The 16,203-nt window shown below is 59.9% G+C and carries 14 protein-coding genes; 9 read left to right on the top strand and 5 right to left on the bottom strand.

Annotated elements, in window-relative coordinates; genetic code table 11:
- Positions 1-20: 20 nt before the first annotated feature.
- A complete protein-coding gene (locus CKW06_RS10745) occupies positions 21-860 on the bottom strand; it encodes a type 1 glutamine amidotransferase domain-containing protein (protein WP_024958125.1) in 840 nt (279 codons plus the stop codon).
- A 96-nt stretch (positions 861-956) separates the two neighbouring features.
- Between CKW06_RS10745 and CKW06_RS10740 the strand changes: the two genes are divergently transcribed.
- The 9 genes from CKW06_RS10740 (at position 957) to CKW06_RS10710 (ending at position 8,132) form a co-directional block, all read left to right on the top strand.
- Positions 957-1,874, top strand: coding sequence for a LysR family transcriptional regulator (locus CKW06_RS10740; RefSeq protein WP_024958124.1), 918 nt, complete (start codon positions 957-959; stop codon positions 1,872-1,874).
- 548 nt (positions 1,875-2,422) lie between these two features.
- Positions 2,423-2,779: a hypothetical protein gene (locus CKW06_RS10735; RefSeq protein ID WP_024958123.1), complete on the top strand. Its 357-nt coding sequence runs from the start codon at positions 2,423-2,425 to the stop codon at positions 2,777-2,779.
- Between the two features lie 214 nt (positions 2,780-2,993).
- Positions 2,994-3,155 carry a hypothetical protein gene (locus tag CKW06_RS23570; protein WP_154699831.1) on the top strand — a complete coding sequence of 54 codons (162 nt, stop codon included), beginning with the start codon at positions 2,994-2,996 and terminating at the stop codon, positions 3,153-3,155.
- Positions 3,156-3,649: 494 nt separating this feature from the next.
- On the top strand, positions 3,650-5,179 hold the full coding sequence (locus tag CKW06_RS10730) for a phosphorylase family protein (protein ID WP_076738306.1): 1,530 nt from the start codon (positions 3,650-3,652) through the stop codon (positions 5,177-5,179).
- A 39-nt stretch (positions 5,180-5,218) separates the two neighbouring features.
- Complete coding sequence (locus CKW06_RS23815; RefSeq protein WP_197697523.1) at positions 5,219-5,776, top strand: CBASS oligonucleotide cyclase; 558 nt, start codon at positions 5,219-5,221, stop codon at positions 5,774-5,776.
- A gap of 45 nt (positions 5,777-5,821) precedes the next feature.
- Positions 5,822-6,166 carry a hypothetical protein gene (locus CKW06_RS24195; protein WP_197697524.1) on the top strand — a complete coding sequence of 115 codons (345 nt, stop codon included), beginning with the start codon at positions 5,822-5,824 and terminating at the stop codon, positions 6,164-6,166.
- A gap of 3 nt (positions 6,167-6,169) precedes the next feature.
- Positions 6,170-6,658 (top strand): HORMA-1 domain-containing protein, encoded by a 489-nt coding sequence (locus tag CKW06_RS10720; RefSeq protein ID WP_076738307.1) that lies wholly within the window; start codon positions 6,170-6,172, stop codon positions 6,656-6,658.
- The gene (locus CKW06_RS10715; protein WP_076738308.1) at positions 6,655-7,551 is read left to right on the top strand and encodes an AAA family ATPase; all 897 of its coding nucleotides are present in this window, start codon (positions 6,655-6,657) and stop codon (positions 7,549-7,551) included. Before CKW06_RS10720 ends, CKW06_RS10715 begins: the two co-directional genes overlap by 4 nt.
- A 26-nt stretch (positions 7,552-7,577) precedes the next feature.
- Entirely contained in the window at positions 7,578-8,132 is a 555-nt protein-coding gene (locus CKW06_RS10710; protein ID WP_076738309.1) for a 3'-5' exonuclease, read from the top strand.
- A gap of 846 nt (positions 8,133-8,978) precedes the next feature.
- Here the strand turns inward: CKW06_RS10710 and guaA are convergent.
- From guaA to CKW06_RS10690, 4 genes are all read right to left on the bottom strand, one after another.
- Positions 8,979-10,544 (bottom strand): glutamine-hydrolyzing GMP synthase, encoded by a 1,566-nt coding sequence (gene guaA / locus CKW06_RS10705; protein ID WP_005416250.1) that lies wholly within the window; start codon positions 10,542-10,544, stop codon positions 8,979-8,981.
- A gap of 105 nt (positions 10,545-10,649) precedes the next feature.
- Positions 10,650-12,107, bottom strand: a complete 1,458-nt coding sequence (gene guaB / locus CKW06_RS10700; RefSeq protein ID WP_024958548.1) for an IMP dehydrogenase — start codon at positions 12,105-12,107, stop codon at positions 10,650-10,652.
- Positions 12,108-12,597: 490 nt separating this feature from the next.
- On the bottom strand, positions 12,598-13,476 hold the full coding sequence (gene folD / locus CKW06_RS10695; RefSeq protein WP_024958549.1) for a bifunctional methylenetetrahydrofolate dehydrogenase/methenyltetrahydrofolate cyclohydrolase FolD: 879 nt from the start codon (positions 13,474-13,476) through the stop codon (positions 12,598-12,600).
- A 691-nt stretch (positions 13,477-14,167) separates the two neighbouring features.
- A complete protein-coding gene (locus tag CKW06_RS10690; RefSeq protein ID WP_024956135.1) occupies positions 14,168-16,000 on the bottom strand; it encodes a monovalent cation:proton antiporter-2 (CPA2) family protein in 1,833 nt (610 codons plus the stop codon).
- Positions 16,001-16,203 lie beyond the last annotated feature (203 nt).

The raw sequence follows: 16,203 nt of genomic DNA, 5'->3' as shown, positions 1-16,203 counted from the left end.
CATGCGATGCAGAACCCGCCCTACTTCAACCGCTCAACCAACCGCTGCCCCACCTCCAGCGCCGAGGCCGGGTTCTGCCCGGTAATCAGCTCGCGATCCACCACCACATGCCCGGTCCACGGCGTAGCGTTGCTGCTGAACCGCGCACCCGCCTGCTGTAGCGCCGTCTGCGGGTAGAACTTCATCTCACCGCCCCCCAGCAGCGGCTTGGCCTGCTCTTCCTCCTGGTTGCTGATCACCGTCATCTGGTAACCGCTGTAGATCCACTTCGGCGTAGCGGGCATCGCACCCACCTCCAGCTTCGCCACGAACCCAGCCGCATCCGGCAGCGTGGACAGCAGCGCGATCGATCCGTGGCAGACCAGCGCGGTGGTCTTGTTGCGCTGGTGGAAGTCGGCCAGCAGCCGGCCCAGCGCCGGGCTCTTCAGCAGGTCCTGCATCGGCGCGTGGCCGCCGGGAATGTAGACCGCATCGAAGCGCGCGTAGCCCTGCTGCTCGACCCGCGCCAGGCTGACCACCGGCGAGGCGGTCGGCGAGGTCAGCGCCAGTTTCTCCAGAAGGTCCTTGTGCAGTTTCAGCTGCGCGGCATCGTTGCCGAAGTACGCCGGCGTCACCGAAGACGCGTCCACCGTTGGCGCCCGCCCGTGCGGCGTGGCGAAGGTCACCTCGTGGCCCGCGTCCAGCAGCAGCTTGACCGGCTGCATCAGCTCGTTGAGATAGAAGCCGGTGGACAGCACCTTGCCGTCCTTCAGGTCCAGGTGGTTTTCGTCGGACAGCACCACCAGCACGTTGGCCGCATGCGCGCCGGTTGCGGCCAGGGTCAGGGCCAGCGCTGCGGCCAGCCGGGTCATCAGTTTCATGGGGAACTCCTATCGGGGAATGGCGGCCACTTTATTCATCGCCGCAGCGGCGATAAATTGGCCTCATCGCAAAACATCTGTTCCCCGGAGAGCAAAATGAGCCGCAAGTTCGACTACCTGGGCGATGTGGAGGTGTTCCTGGCAGTGGTCGAGCACGGCTCGTTCACGGCCGGGGCGGTGGCGCTGTCCACCACGCCCTCGGTGCTGAGCCGCGCGGTCACCCGCCTGGAAGCGCGGCTGGGCCGCCAGCTGCTGCAGCGGACCACCCGCCGCGTGGGCCTGACCGACGCCGGGCGGCTCTATCTGGAACAGGTGCGCACCGCCTTCGGCCTGCTGGACGACGCCGAGCGCGACGTACTGGCCCAGGACGGTGCGCTGGCCGGCCGCGTGCGCCTGAGTGTGCCCACCACCTATGGCCACTACCGGCTGCCGCCCGTGCTGGCGCGCTTTGCGCAGCAGTACCCGCAGGTGCAGGTGGAACTGAACATCACCAACCGCAACGTGGACCTGGTGGCCGAGGGCTTCGACCTGGCCATCCGCCTGGGCCAGCTGCCGGACAGCGGGCTGGTGGCACGAAAGCTGGAGGACGCTCCGCTGGTGCTGGTGGCCGCACCGGACTACCTGCAGCGACGCGGCACACCGCAGACGCTGGACGACCTGCAGCAGCACCTGTGCCTGCCCTTCGTCATGCCGCGTACAGGGCGGCTGGCGCCATGGGTGTTTCGGGATGTCGGGCGGGATGTGGATTGGGTGCCGCGTTCGTCGATTGAGACTTCGGACGATGTGCTGGGCGTGGTGTCGCTGGCCGAACAGGGCATCGGCATCTGCCAGAGCTACGAGTTCATCGTGCGCGAGCGGCTGCAGCGTGGGGAGCTGGTGGAGGTGCTGCCGCAGTTGCGCGGGAGATCGCGCCCGTTCTCGGTGATCTATGCGCCGCATCGGCGGCAGTCGGCGGCGGCGCGGGCGATGATTGAGTTGCTGGTGGGAAATGCGGCTGAGCCTGGCGTTGTTTGAAGCTGCGAGCTTGTTAACAGTGTCGGGTTTGAACCGATTTTCGGGGTGTGTAGCTGATCGCGCGCCGTTGCTTGGCGAGGCGAACTAAGAACTGTTGCAAAGAAGGCCGTCGCGCTATTCGCTTGTGGCATGGGCGATTGCGCCACTTTGATTCGCCATCAGCAGAGCAGCTGCGCGAATGCGTCGACTGGCGTCGCGTGCTGCACGAAGGGTGCGTGCAACAATAGTTCTTCGCTCTCGGATTCTGCGATTCCTTCGCGAATTTCTATTGGCATTCGAAGCGGGTGCGTAAACACCATGGCGCGCCACCGAAAACGGGTGGCTCGGGTCTGCAAACCCGAAGAAAGCGATGTCTGTAGTTTGCGCTTGCCCGTCGGCACCGTCCTTAACCGGTGCCGGCGGGCAATCCGTCGGCCTTTCTGGCGGGCGGTGCGTGGGGGCTTTCGGGCCCACCGGTTTATGACATCGCTTCTTCCGGTTTGCAGCCACGCATCGTCCGCCACCTCTTCGCGGTGGCGCTGTTAAGCACAGCCACGGAAGCCGAAGCCATGAACGAATCCGACAGCTTTTCCTCGTACACCATTGTTGAACCCATCAACGACGACACTCCCCTGCCCGACCTGAACTCCCTGCTCGGCATCCTCAAGCGCATGCGCGGCTGCGAGGGCGCTGATGGGCACCCTTGGCCGGAAACCGATGTGTCACCCGGCCGCCGTGTGAGCCTGGCGCGGAGCGAGCGTGCGTTGGTCGGGCTGCTAACGGTGCTGGAGGTGCTCCACTCGGCGGACCGCTGCCGGGTGGCAGCGGACCCGGAGCGGCATTTGGATGAGGGGGTGGTTGATGGGTTGTTTCTGGCTTGCCGGGGGTTGGTTGAGTGGGCTTGCCACGAAGTCAGACCGGAGTGACGAACTCACAGACAAACATCAGCCGCGCAGTAATCCCGCCCCCCCTCCCACCCCCAAAGAAGAACTCCCGTCGTCCAAGCCCTCTCCTTCTGCCGAAAGCTGCCTACAACCATCTCTTCCGGGTCCACCTCGCTAGCTGATGGGCCGCACGCTGCCCCGCCTCAAGGATGACGCCACGAAGTGACCCCATAAGTACTTGCTCAAACGAGCCTGAATGAACACCTTGTTTCCTAATCGTCAGCAGCCTGAGTTCAATGACACTCAATTGCGTACTGCCCACCAATTCAAGAGCATGGCGTTGCAGAAGATCGCAGATACGATCTCCACTACCCGGCAGCTTTTCTCGGCAGGCAGGCAAGACCCGCGCCCGCGTTAGCGACAAGACGTTACGAATTCTCTCGGGCCGTACTACCTTGCGGGATGCCTTCGTCATCAACACGCGTAGTGTCTTGGAAGAGTTTTGGGGTCGTGACGGTTCGCCTAGATCGCGGATGATTCGCCCTGATTGCCACATCAGCCCTGGAAGGTGCATCCCAGCGCTAGTCAAAAATTTGACGGAAGACTTCAAGCGACTTACAGAAGAAGAACTTTGGAATGAACTTGAGTTACCCTATGACGAAGTTAACAAGTAACGCGATCATCCTTGGAGGACACGTACTGATGACACCAGTGGCTAGATACAAGCCTTCGTTAAAAGTCCCCAGATCAATAAAATGTGCGACAGAGCCTTTAAAATTTAAAATCACCCCGCATGCATCAAAATGGCACCGCTAGCCTAGTGGTTCAAACTTATCGACTACGCCAACGGGGATCAAGTAATTGGCGCGCAGAGCACTATGCGCGAAGGCACAGAATCAATCGGGATCACTCATGACAAATGCCATGATGCTGGCTTCAACCTATATCCTCCTTGCCGGAAGCATCTCGAACACCACCGAGAATGAGCTCATCGATAGAGCGCACGCTTTTGTCGATACCCTTGTTGAGGAAGTCCTTAAAGCTGGTGGCGGCTTTGTCGTTTACGTCGCAGCCGAGCCGATCAATGGAGATGGGAAGGCGCTCTTGTTCGACTGGACGGTCGCTAAAGCGGTAGACAGATTAACGCCCGGCAACAGCTCTGACGCTCGTCTAAAAATCGTGGCTTCGCAGGAACGCCTTCAAGTCAAGGCGAATCCTGAGCAACGTAAGTTGCTCATGGGCATGGTCGCACGAGGAGTCGCAGAACTCGTCCCACTGGAAGAGGAGGTGCTGACAGGCGGCAACGTCGGCGATGAGCAAGTTGAGCATGCTACTGCGATGGTGGCCCTGGGCGGTGGCAAGGGTGTACTGGATCGCGCGCGCAAAATGACCAAGAAGCTCTTGCCTGTTCTACCGCTTGATTTGCAGTTGGGTGCAAATAGCGAGGACGGTCTGGGTGCGATTGGTGTCCTTAAGAATTTCCAAGCCAACCCTCTGACATACATGCCGAATAGTGGAAATAGGGTTGTCAAATTTCTTCCCGCTCTTTCTTTGCAAGAGCCCGTACTTACATTGTCAGAAATATGCACTCGTATCGTAAGTGTTTTCTATGAGGAAGAACTAGCCAGAATTGATGCCCTTCCTCCTGATGTATTAGTGCTAACTGCTCTAGACGTGGAGTTGGCCGCCGCCAAGCAAGCTTTTGGTATTGCGGAGGATGCTGAACACATCACTACTGAGAACGGTCTTCACGTTTGGAAAGCACCTGTTGCCAAGCGTGGTGGAACGACAGCAAGCTGCGCTTTAGCTTGCTTCGCGGGTGCAGGCAACGTAGATGCAGCGTCAGTAACTAGCATGCTGTTAAGTAATCTGCGACCTGGCAGCGTGATCATGCTGGGCATTGCGGCTGGTCTGCGAGAAAAATGTGCGCTGGGAGAAGTGGTTCTGGCAGAACGTATCGTCGCCTATGAGGGCGCGGGACTTGTTGAAGGCGGCCAGAGTGAGGCACGGCCAGAGATCACTAGGCTTACGATGCGTGTTCGCCAAGACGTTAGCTCCTATTTATCCAACAGGGCAGGCCTTGAAACTCGCCTCTTGAAGAGTTACCAAGCTCTAGGCATCGAATTCCCCGAAAAAGTTGAGGCTGGTCCTGTCGCCAAAGGCGTCATACCTAAGACGGCGACGGTCGCCAGCGGCGAAAAACTCCTTCGTGATCCAGAAAAATTTCTAGGGATGCGAGAGATTCACGGAAAAATAGAGGTCGCCGAAATGGAAGGCGCAGGCTTATTTGCTGCATGCGCTAATTTTGGCAAGCCGGTACTGATGGTGCGCGGCATTAGTGATTTTGGTGACTCAAAAAAAGATAATAGATTTCATCTACTGGCCGCACAAGCAGCCGCCGCCGTCACTGTTGATTACATTGCAAATGGCATGACATTATAGGAATGAGAGAAGTCGATTTTCTAAAAACCAGGAAAAAAAATGCCGCTAGCAAATTCAGATCTTGAATACTTCGACCACAACGTACTGCGTCTTCCAGGCGAGAAGCGCAAAGAGTATCACGCCCAGGTGGACAATCTTGTTTCTGAGCTAAAGAAACGCATCACCGACAAGTCAAAGATAAAGGTCACAAAGGTCGTTAAGGCTGGTTCGTTTGCAAAGTACACAATTCTTCGAAGGGTTGATGACTATCCTACGGATGTTGATGTTGTCTTTTATGTCACAGGCGTCGATGAAGACGGAAAATCGTACGAAAGCCTTTGCAATAAAATATACGATCTTTTAATAGACATTTATCCGACAAAGAAAGTTGAGGACTTCGAGATTCAGCGTCGCGCAGCAAAGGTGACTTTCGTCAAAAGTGGCCTAGAGGTAGACGTTGTACCTGTTCTTCAAGATAGTTTTGATGCTGACCACGGCTGGCAGTTCGACATTCAGAGCGGCGCAAAAAATCTCACTTGTGCGCCGTGCCACATTCAGTTTGTCAAAACCAGGAAGGATAAGGATAAACACTTTAGGACGTTGGTCCGTTTAGCATAACGGTGGAAACACTTTCACGACGTTCCAGGCCTAAAGTCCTTCCATATCGAACTAATCTTCGGCTACCTACTTGATAGAGATGGTCCCGCCGAGTCTATTGAGAAACGCTTCAGAGAATTCTTAGGGTATATCGCCAGTACAAAACTTGGGGAACGCATTGACTTTCCAGAAAATTGTGGAAAGCCAACTAGCAATTTTGACACCCCTGTAATTATTGTTGACCCTGTGAGTCCAGAGAACAACGTAGCATCCCGCATTACTAAGGATGAGCAGATCCTTATAGCCAAGGCAGCCGAATCCGCTTTGGATACGGCAACATATGCATCTGTCGAAAATGATAACGAAGTATGGAAAGAGATTTTTGGCGGTCGCTTCAAGACCAAGGACTAAAAATTGAGCACTTATTCGAGCACTAGTAGCTACATAGTTGCAGATGTTGAAAAGGTCATGCGCAGCGTCAAAGCCGACTTGATCATCATTGCAACCACCACCAAGGCTATGACCGAAGATGAGGCATCAAACTATGCTCACGACATAGAACTATTGGCGAAGAAGGATTATCTCGAATATGCTGACGTGACGCTCATGAATGGCACATCAGAAGTGCGCGCCATCAAATATGAATTCCAGAAAGAGGGCGCCACGGAAACCGAGCGGCCTGGCGGCGTAACATGGCCTCTGACACCAAAGGACAAAGGAGGGTGGATTCGAATTCATTTACGCTATACCGATTCGTCATCCTCGGACAAGCGCGCGAGTCTCCCCCTAAAGATTTCATGGGTACCTTCGTCTACGGACACCAGTCACAAAGGCCTAACCTCTTCCGCGGGGCGCGGATACAGCAGCAATGGCTTTGGCACCAACAGGAAGGATTTTTCATGAGCAGCTCATCCGTATTCGAGGTAAAGACAAACCTTCCGACGACGCAGCTTGATATCCTATCCAAGAAACTACTAGGCTTTGAAGGGCGTTACCAGCGCATACAAAAGCGCCTCCAGCTAATTCTGCAATCTAATGAACTTGAGCGATGGAGTCAAAAGCATCATGACAAGAAGCTCGCGGTCATTGAACTACTAAATGAACAGTATCCATTAGCTATTTTCCATGGCGATGTGGGAACGGGGAAAACTGCAAATGCAGAGGCGATCGCAAATCGCCTTGCTCGCGACGCTAAAATTGAAGACGCAATTCTCTACAAGCTGAGCAACAAAGTTCGCGGAACCGGCAAGGTGGGTGAGATGGGAACACTCATCACCCAAGCATTCGAAGATATTTCCAGATCTATTGGGCCGGGAAAGGGTCGAGCCTTCCTCATTATTGACGAAGGTGACTCTTTAGGGGCATCCCGCAGCCAACATCACAGTCACCATGAAGACAAGGTCGGCGTGAACACCCTGATTCAATCTATAGACGGTATTCGGAAGCATGGCGGGCGCATCTTCGCCATCCTTTGCACAAACCGATTGGCAGCTCTTGATGCAGCAGTCATTCGACGTGCGTCGATTGTTGAGGAGTTTACACGCCCCACTGATGAAGAGCGAAATGAACTGTTCACAAGCGATTTGGGGGACATGGGTCTTTCGGCAACCGAAATAAAGAAGTTGGTCGAGGCGACATCCGCAAGTGAAAATCGACCCGCTTGGACTTATTCTGATATTCGTACACGCTTGTATCCGGCAGCTGTATCCATGGCGTTTCCAAACTCCGCACTAAAGGCCGAACACTTTTATCAGGCTGCTGCAGAATTGGAGCCACCCCCTGTCATGGCCGGCTGAATAAAAACCGATTACCGGATGAGAAAATGAACAAGAAACCTGAAGTTTTTATATCGGTTGACATTGAAACTGCTGGCCCTGTTGTCGGAGAGCACAGCATGCTTACTGTGGGCGCCTGCCTGGTGTACCAGCCAGAAATATCATTTTCGGCATCGTTAAAACCAATTAGTGATAAGTCGGTTGCAGAAGCGCTGGCGATCACAGGCCTTACTTTGGAGCAGGCCGAGAATATAGGGGTAACTCCAACTGAAGCCATGACGGAATTTTCATCCTGGATCACCACAAATACCCCCAAGGGCAGCATTCCAGTTTTTGTTGGATTAAATGCCCCATTTGATTGGGGATTTGTAAATTACTATTTCCTGAAATATCTTGGATATAATCCATTCGGCTTTACGGCCCTAGACATCAAGGCGCTCTTTATGGGCGCTACGGGTTGCTCATGGTACGAAACCAGATCAAGCGCTATTGATAAAGTTGTGCATCCCAAGAAAAAGGGAGATCATGATGCTCTTCACGACGCAGAATATCAGGCCGAGCTATTTAGATTGGTTCGCTCCCTGACTGAAAGCAGTGACTAATCCGAGTAAACATAAATAATCTTAATCAGATGCCTGGTGCTGGATAAATAAAAGTGGGCGAAAACTCCAATACTAGATCAGTCCTTGCTCGGCGAATGAGCCCCCCTCCTCCTGGCGCACCTTGACCAGCCACCCCTGCGCCATCGTCCGCACCTCATCGACCGCCCGTTCGCCCTACTAGCTCCGTGGCGGGTTTGCAACACTCGCTTGCGTTCGTGCGCTACTGGAAGATGAATACGACCCGTTGGATTGAGCTTGCACAAGAAGCCCGCCGCCACAGTGTGCTGCAGCTCAATGGCCCTGTCTTGGGGGTAGTGCCGCATCGACTGCCGACGTGGTGAGCTTGATTTTCGCCATGATGACTCCTCGGAAGACGCGGTTTCCAAGAGTCCCATGTGAGCCCCGCAGGGGAAGCCAGGTCATGCCTCGGAAAGCACCGACATATATTGAACTCGCCCAAGAAATTGATAAACCTGCGATATAGAGCCGTGGCGTAGTCCAGCGAATTGCGGCACTGGAGTCATCGTGAAAGAACGCTACCATGACTGCTGAGCACCACACCCATGCTCTTCCGAGTGTCGGTAAAGATTTCAATGTCTTGCAGTGGGATCATTTGGACTCTCTCGCTGAAAGGAAGTGAGTGGTTGATGAGCCACTGAAGAGGATTTGCCCTGCTTATCCAAAAAGCAGTGTATAGCGCCCCGCTCCAGAATAGAGCGCGGCGTTGTGGCAGCCGAATCGGACCAGACGCATGTAGTGACTTGAGACGTCAATATCGATCGAAATGGAGAGGTGATAGATTCTATAAAAATAGAGAGCGCCTCTCGGCGCCCTCGTTCTTTCAACTCATTCCCACTCAATAGTCGCCGGCGGCTTCCCCGAGATGTCATAGACAACCCTTGAAACCCCCCGCAACTCATTGATGATCCGGTTGCTCACCGTCCCCAGGAACTCATACGGCAGATGCGCCCAATGTGCGGTCATGAAGTCGATCGTCTCCACCGCGCGCAGCGCAATCACCCACTCATACGCCCGCGCATCGCCCACCACGCCCACCGACTTCACCGGCAGGAACACGGCAAACGCTTGGCTGGTCTTGTCGTACAGGTCGGCCTTGCGCAGCTCATCAATGAAGATGGCATCGGCCTTGGCCAGCAGTTCGGCGTATTCCGGCTTTACCTCGCCCAGGATGCGCACGCCCAAGCCCGGGCCCGGGAACGGATGGCGGTAGACCATGGTGCGCGGCAGGCCGAGCTCAACGCCCAGGCGGCGCACTTCGTCCTTGAACAGCTCGCGCAGCGGCTCCACCAGGCCCAGCTTCATGTGCTCCGGCAGGCCGCCCACGTTGTGGTGGCTCTTGATCACATGCGCCTTGCCGGTCTTGCTGCCGGCCGACTCGATCACGTCCGGGTAGATGGTGCCCTGCGCCAGCCACTTGGCGTTCTTCAGCTTGCTGGACTCTTCGTCGAAGATCTCAACGAACAGGTTGCCGATGATCTTGCGCTTGGCTTCCGGGTCGCTCACGCCTTCCAGCGCGGCGAAATAACGGTCGGCGGCGTTCACGCGCACCACCTTCACGCCCATGTGCTCGGCAAACATCGCCATCACCTGGTCGCCTTCCTGCCAGCGCAGCAGGCCGGTGTCCACGAACACGCAGGTCAGCTTCTCGCCGATGGCCTTGTGCAGCAGCGCAGCGACCACGGACGAATCGACGCCGCCGGACAGGCCCAGGATCACTTCGTCATCGCCCACCTGTTCGCGCACGCGGGCGATCTGGTCGTCGATGATGTTGGCGGCGGTCCACAGGGTCTGGCAGCCGCACACATCCACCACGAAGCGGCGCAGCAGCGCCTGGCCCTGCAGGGTGTGGGTCACTTCCGGGTGGAACTGCACGCCGTACCAGCGCTTTTCTTCGTTGGCCATGGCGGCCACCGGAATGCGGTCGGTGGTGGCGGTGATGGTGAAGCCCGGCGGTGCAACGGAGACGTGGTCGCCGTGGCTCATCCAGACATTCAGCTTCGGCTCGCCGCCGTGGTCGCTCAGACCCTTGAACAGTGCATCCGGGTTGATCACGTTCACTTCGGCGTGGCCGAATTCGCGCTGGTCAGCGGCTTCGGTGGCACCGCCCAGCTGTGCGGCCAGGGTCTGCATGCCGTAGCAGATGCCGAAGATCGGCAGGCCACTGTCGAACACTTCCTGCGGCGCGGCCGGGGCGCCCGGCAGCGTGGTCGATTCCGGGCCACCCGACAGGATGATGCCCTTGGCGCCGAACGCGGCGATCTCGGCCGGGTTGTGGTCCCACGCCCAGATTTCGCAGTAGACGCCCAGCTCGCGGATGCGGCGGGCGATCAGCTGCGTGTACTGCGCGCCGAAATCGAGAATCAGGATCTTGTCGTTATGGATGTTGGTCATGGCGCCCTGGCAATGCAGTAGGGAAAACGAACTCGGAATTTGCGGCGGCAGATGGAGAAAGAGGAACGGGAATCAGCTTCCTCGTTCCTCTTTGCTCGGCCCGCGTCAGGCGCGGTAGTTCGGCGGCTCTTTGGTGATCGTCACGTCGTGGACGTGGCTCTCACGCTGGCCGGCGCCGCTGATCTTCACGAACTTGGGCTTGCTGCGCATGTCTTCGATGGTGGCGCAGCCCACGTAGCCCATGGTGGCGCGCAGGCCGCCCATCAGCTGGTGGATGATGCCGCCCACCGGGCCGCGGTACGGCACGCGGCCTTCGATGCCTTCCGGCACCAGCTTGTCGGCGGTGGCGGCGTCCTGGAAGTAGCGGTCCTTCGACCCCTTCTCCATGGCAGCCAGCGAACCCATGCCGCGGTAGCTCTTGTACGAACGGCCCTGGTACAGCTCGGTCTCGCCCGGCGATTCCTCGGTACCGGCCAGCAGGCCGCCGACCATGATGGTCGAGGCACCGGCGGCCAGCGCCTTGCCGATGTCGCCCGAGTAGCGGATGCCACCGTCGGCGATCAGCGGGATGCGGTCCTGCAGGGCCTCGGCCACCAGATCAATAGCGGTGACCTGCGGCACGCCGACGCCGGCGACGACGCGGGTGGTGCAGATCGAGCCCGGGCCGATGCCGACCTTGACTGCGTCCGCACCGCTGTCCAGCAGCGCCAGTGCGGCTTCGCCGGTGCAGATGTTGCCACCGATGACCTGCACGTTCGGGAAGTTCTTCTTGACCCAGCTGACGCGGTCCAGCACGCCCTGCGAGTGGCCGTGCGCGGTATCGACCACGATCACGTCCACGCCGGCGGCGACCAGCGCTTCCACGCGGCGATCGGTATCGCCACCCACGCCGACGGCAGCGCCGACCAGCAGGCGGGTCGACAGATCCTTGGCAGCGTTCGGGAAGTCGGTGTTCTTCTGGATGTCCTTGACGGTGATCAGGCCACGCAGTTCGAACGAATCATTGACCACCAGCACCTTCTCGATGCGGTTGCGGTGCAGCAGCTGCAGCACTTCGTCAGACGCGGCGCCTTCCTTGACCGTGATCAGGCGATCCTTCTTGGTCATGATGTGGCGGACCGGATCGTCCAGCTCGGTCTCGAAGCGCATGTCGCGGTGGGTCACGATGCCGGCCAGCAGGCCGTCGCTGCCCACCACCGGCACGCCGGAGATGTTGTGCGCCTGGGTCAGGGCCAGCACGTCGCGGATGGTGGTTTCCGGGCCGACGGTGATCGGGTCGCGGATGACACCGGCCTCGAACTTCTTGACCTTGGCCACTTCTGCGGCCTGCTGTTCCAGGCTGAGATTCTTGTGGATGGTGCCCATGCCGCCGAGCTGTGCCATGGCGATGGCCAGGCGGGCTTCGGTGACGGTATCCATGGCTGCGGACAGGATCGGAAGCTTCAGCTTCAGGTCTCGGGTCAACCGCGTTTCGAGGTTGACGTCCTTGGGCAGGATGGTCGAGTGGGCGGGGACGAGCGAGACGTCGTCGTAAGTGAGTGCTTCAGCCTGGATGCGCAGCATCGGCATACCCGAGATGTGGGGAAGCGCGACATTTTACCCCTTTTTCGCGCCGCGTGGCAGGGGGTAGATGCGACGCAGTGTCGCGCGGGCGGTGATTGGCTCAGGGGGCCATCCGGGCCGGCGGCATACTGCCTTTGGTAAGTGCCAACCTTGGTTGGCGCCTACCAGGAGCGAGTCACCGGCCTGCCTTTGGTGGGTGCGGACCGTTGGTCCGCACTACCCTTCAGACACCTGTGCTCCTGCATTGTGCCGACCAACGGTCGGCACCCACCTTAAGAGGATCACTCGGGCCAGTCCTGGAGCGCCTTTGGTAGGTGCCAACTTTGGTTGGCACAAACAGCCAGAGGCCTTCACCCCACCTGGGGTCCAGGTGCCGGACGGATCGTGCCAACCAAGGTTGGCACCTACCAGGAGCGGGTCATCCGCCTGCCCCGGCATTGTGCCGACCAACGGTCGGCACCCAACAACAGCAGTTCTCCCCAATCGCAGGTCAGCTCAGCGCTTCCGCCGCTTCCAGGGTGTTCTGCATCAACGTGGCCACGGTCATCGGGCCGACACCACCCGGCACCGGGGTGATCCAGCTGGCCCGCTGGGCAGCGGCCTCAAACCCGACATCGCCCACCAACCGGCCGTCATCCAGCCGGTTGATACCCACGTCGATCACCACCGCGCCCGGCTTCACCCACTCGCCCGGCACGATGCCCGGGCGGCCCACCGCCACCACCAGAATGTCGGCGTTGCGCACGGCCTGCTCCAGCACGTCCTTGGGGGTGAACTTGTGGCAACTGGTCACGGTGCAGCCGGCAATCAGCAGCTCCAGGCCCATCGGCCGGCCGACATGGTTGCTCACGCCAACGATGGTGGCGTTGCGGCCGCGTACCGGCTGGTCGGTGTGGCCCAGCAGCGTGGTGATGCCGCGCGGGGTGCACGGGCGCAGGCCGAACTCGCGCAGGGCCAGGTGGCCGACGTTTTCCGGGTGGAAGCCGTCCACGTCCTTGCGCGGGTCGATGCGCTGGATCAGCCGGCGCGCGTCGGGGATGCCCGGCAGCGGCAGCTGGATCAGGATGCCGTTGATCTTCGGATCGGCGTTGAGCTGGTCGATCAGGTCGAGCAGCTCGGCCTCGGTGGTACCGGCCGGCAGATCGTAGTCGTGCGCCTCGATGCCGACCTTCTCGGCGGCACGGCGCTTGTTGCGCACGTACACCGTCGAGGCCGGGTCGCCACCGACCAGCACCACAGCCAGGCCCGGACGGCTGCCGCCAGCGGCGACGCGGGCGTCGACGCGCACCTTCAGGCTGTCGAGCAGGGCCTCGGCGATACGGCGGCCATCGAGGATGCGGGCAGGATGCTGGGGGGCGGAATCGGTCATCGGGAGCGGGCGTGGGGCGGCGGGGACGCTATTGTCCCTGATTCAGGCCCCCTCGCCCACCGCCGCGCGCCGACACCGCGCACCGGTAGTGCCGGCCGCTGGCCGGCAACTCCATGACGTCGGAACGTTTCCGTATCTGCCGGCCAGCGGCCGGCACTACCAACCAAAGGCTTCGGCAATTCCCCACACGGGTAGTGCCGGCCGCTGGCCGGCAACCTCATGACGTCGGAACGATTCCGTATTTGCCGGCCAGCGGCCGGCACTACCAACCACCGGCTTCGGCAATTCCCCGCACGGTAGTGCCGGCCGCTGGCCGGCAACCCCACGACGTCGGAACGTTTCCGTATCTGCCGGCCAGCGGCCGGCACGACCAACCACCGGCTTCGGCAATTCCTCACACGGTAGTGCCGGCCGCTGGCCGGCAACCCCATGACGTCGAAACGTTTCCGTATCTGCCGGCCAGCGGCCGGCACGACCAACCACCGGCTTCGGCAATTCCCCACCCGGCAGTGCCGGTCGCTGGCCGGCAACCTCATGACGTCGGAACGTTTGCGCATCTGCCGGCCAGCGGCCGGCACGACCAACCGCCGGCTTGGGTAATCCCCACACGGTAGTGCCGGCCGCTGGCCGGCAACCTCATGACGCCGGAACGCTTCCATATCTGCCGGCCAGCGGCCGGCACGACCGGGCTTTACTCTTCCTCTTCCGGCACGTCCTGCGGGTTCAACGTCTTGCTTGCCCGCTTCGGCGCGGTGAACGGCGTCGGCGTCGGTACGCCCTGGCCGGAGTTGCCAAACACCATCTTGGCGCCGGCATTCAGACCACCACCGGCAATCTCCAGCTCGAAACGCTCGGCATCGCGGCGACGGATCTGCTCGGCAATCTCGATCGCGTCGTCCTCATCCGCACCCAGCTCCACCAGCGCGGCCTGGCCGAACAACACTGCCGATTCAAACGTCTCGCGGATCTGGAAATCGACACCGGCATGGATCAGCCGCAGCGAATGTTCGCGGTCGAACGAGCGCACCATCAGCTTGGCCTGCGGGAACTCGTGTGCCACCAGTTCAACGATGCGGTCGGCGGCCTCGGCCTTGTCCACGCACACCGCAATCGCACGTGCGGTGGCCGCGCCCGAGGCATGCAGCACGTCCAGTCGCGTACCGTCGCCGTAGTAGATCTTGAAACCGAAACGCGAGGCGCTCTGGATCATCTCCACATCGTTGTCGATGATGGTCACGTCCACGTCGCGCGCCAGCAGCGACTGGCTGGCGACCTGGCCGAAGCGGCCGAAGCCGATCAGCAGCACACTGCCGGACAGGCCCTCGGCCTCGTCCACGCCGTCCATGTTCACCGTCGGCTTCGGCGCGATGCGCTTGTAGACCAGCACCACCAGCGGGGTCAGCGCCATCGACAGCACCACCACGGCGGTGAAGTTGGCATTGATTTCCAGATTGATCACGCCGGCCGATGCGGCGGCAGAGAACAGCACGAAGGCAAACTCGCCGCCCTGCGCCATCAGCACGCCGCGATCCAGCGCCTGCGCGTGGTCGCTGCCCATGATGCGCGCCACCACGTAGATGCACAGCGCCTTGGCTGCCATCAACGCCAGCACCAGGCCGAGGATCAGCTGCCAGTTGCCGGCCACCACGCTCAGGTCCAGCGCCATGCCCACGCTGAGGAAGAACAGGCCCAGCAGGATGCCGCGGAACGGCTCGATGTCCGCTTCGATCTGGTGGCGGAAGGTCGATTCACTCAGCAGCACGCCAGCCAGGAATGCGCCCATCGCCATCGACAGGCCGGACAGCTGCATCAGCAGTGCCGCACCCAGCACCACCAGCAGCGCGGCGGCGGTCATCACCTCGCGCGCCTTCGACTCGGCCAGTACGCGGAACAGCGGGTTGAGCAGGAAGCGGCCGACCAGCACCAGGCCGACGATGGCACCCACGCCGATCGCCACCGACAGCCAGCGCGAACCCCCGCCATCGGCGCTGCCCGCGCTCGGGCCCATCCACGCCACCAGCGCCAGCAACGGCACGATCAGCAGGTCTTCGAACAGCAGGATGGAGACGATCTTCTGCCCTGACGGCAGCGCGATGTCACCGCGCTCGGCCAGCAGCTGCATCACCACCGCGGTGGAGGTGAGCACGAAGCCGGTGGCACCGATGAAGGCCACCTGCCAAGGCAGGCCGAACAACTTGGCAATGCTGGTCAGCACCACCGCACAGGTAACGATCTGCAGCGTGCCCAGCCCGAAGATCTCCTTGCGCAGGCTCCACAGGTGCGAGGGCCGCATTTCCAGGCCGATCACGAACAGGAACATCACCACGCCGAGCTCGGCGGTATGCAGGATCGCCTGGGGGTCGGAGAACCAGCCCAGCCCGAACGGTCCGATCGCCAGGCCAGCGGCGAAGTAGCCCAGCACCGAGCCCAGGCCGGCCCGGCGGAACAAAGGCACCATCACCACCGCCGCGCCCAACAGGGCCACGACCTTGACCAGCTCGCTGGTCGCTGCTTCTACCGCCATTCGGTGTGTTCCCCAAGATCCAGAATCGGGTTCAACAATAGAGCAATGCCGATGACGGCAATAGCACGCATGTTGCGCCGGATTGTCTTGGAGGTGGAACGATGTAGGGAGCGACCCCCAGCATCATCCCGAAACCATGCATCCGCGTCGGTGGGTGCCAACCATGCACCCGCTTCGGTAGGTGCCAACCTTGGTTGGCACGA

Origin of the sequence: Stenotrophomonas maltophilia, assembly GCF_900186865.1 — a bacterium.
GTDB classification, from domain to species: domain Bacteria; phylum Pseudomonadota; class Gammaproteobacteria; order Xanthomonadales; family Xanthomonadaceae; genus Stenotrophomonas; species Stenotrophomonas maltophilia.
Note: the sequence above shows the minus strand (reverse complement) of the source record. Positions and strands in the feature narration are given on the sequence as shown.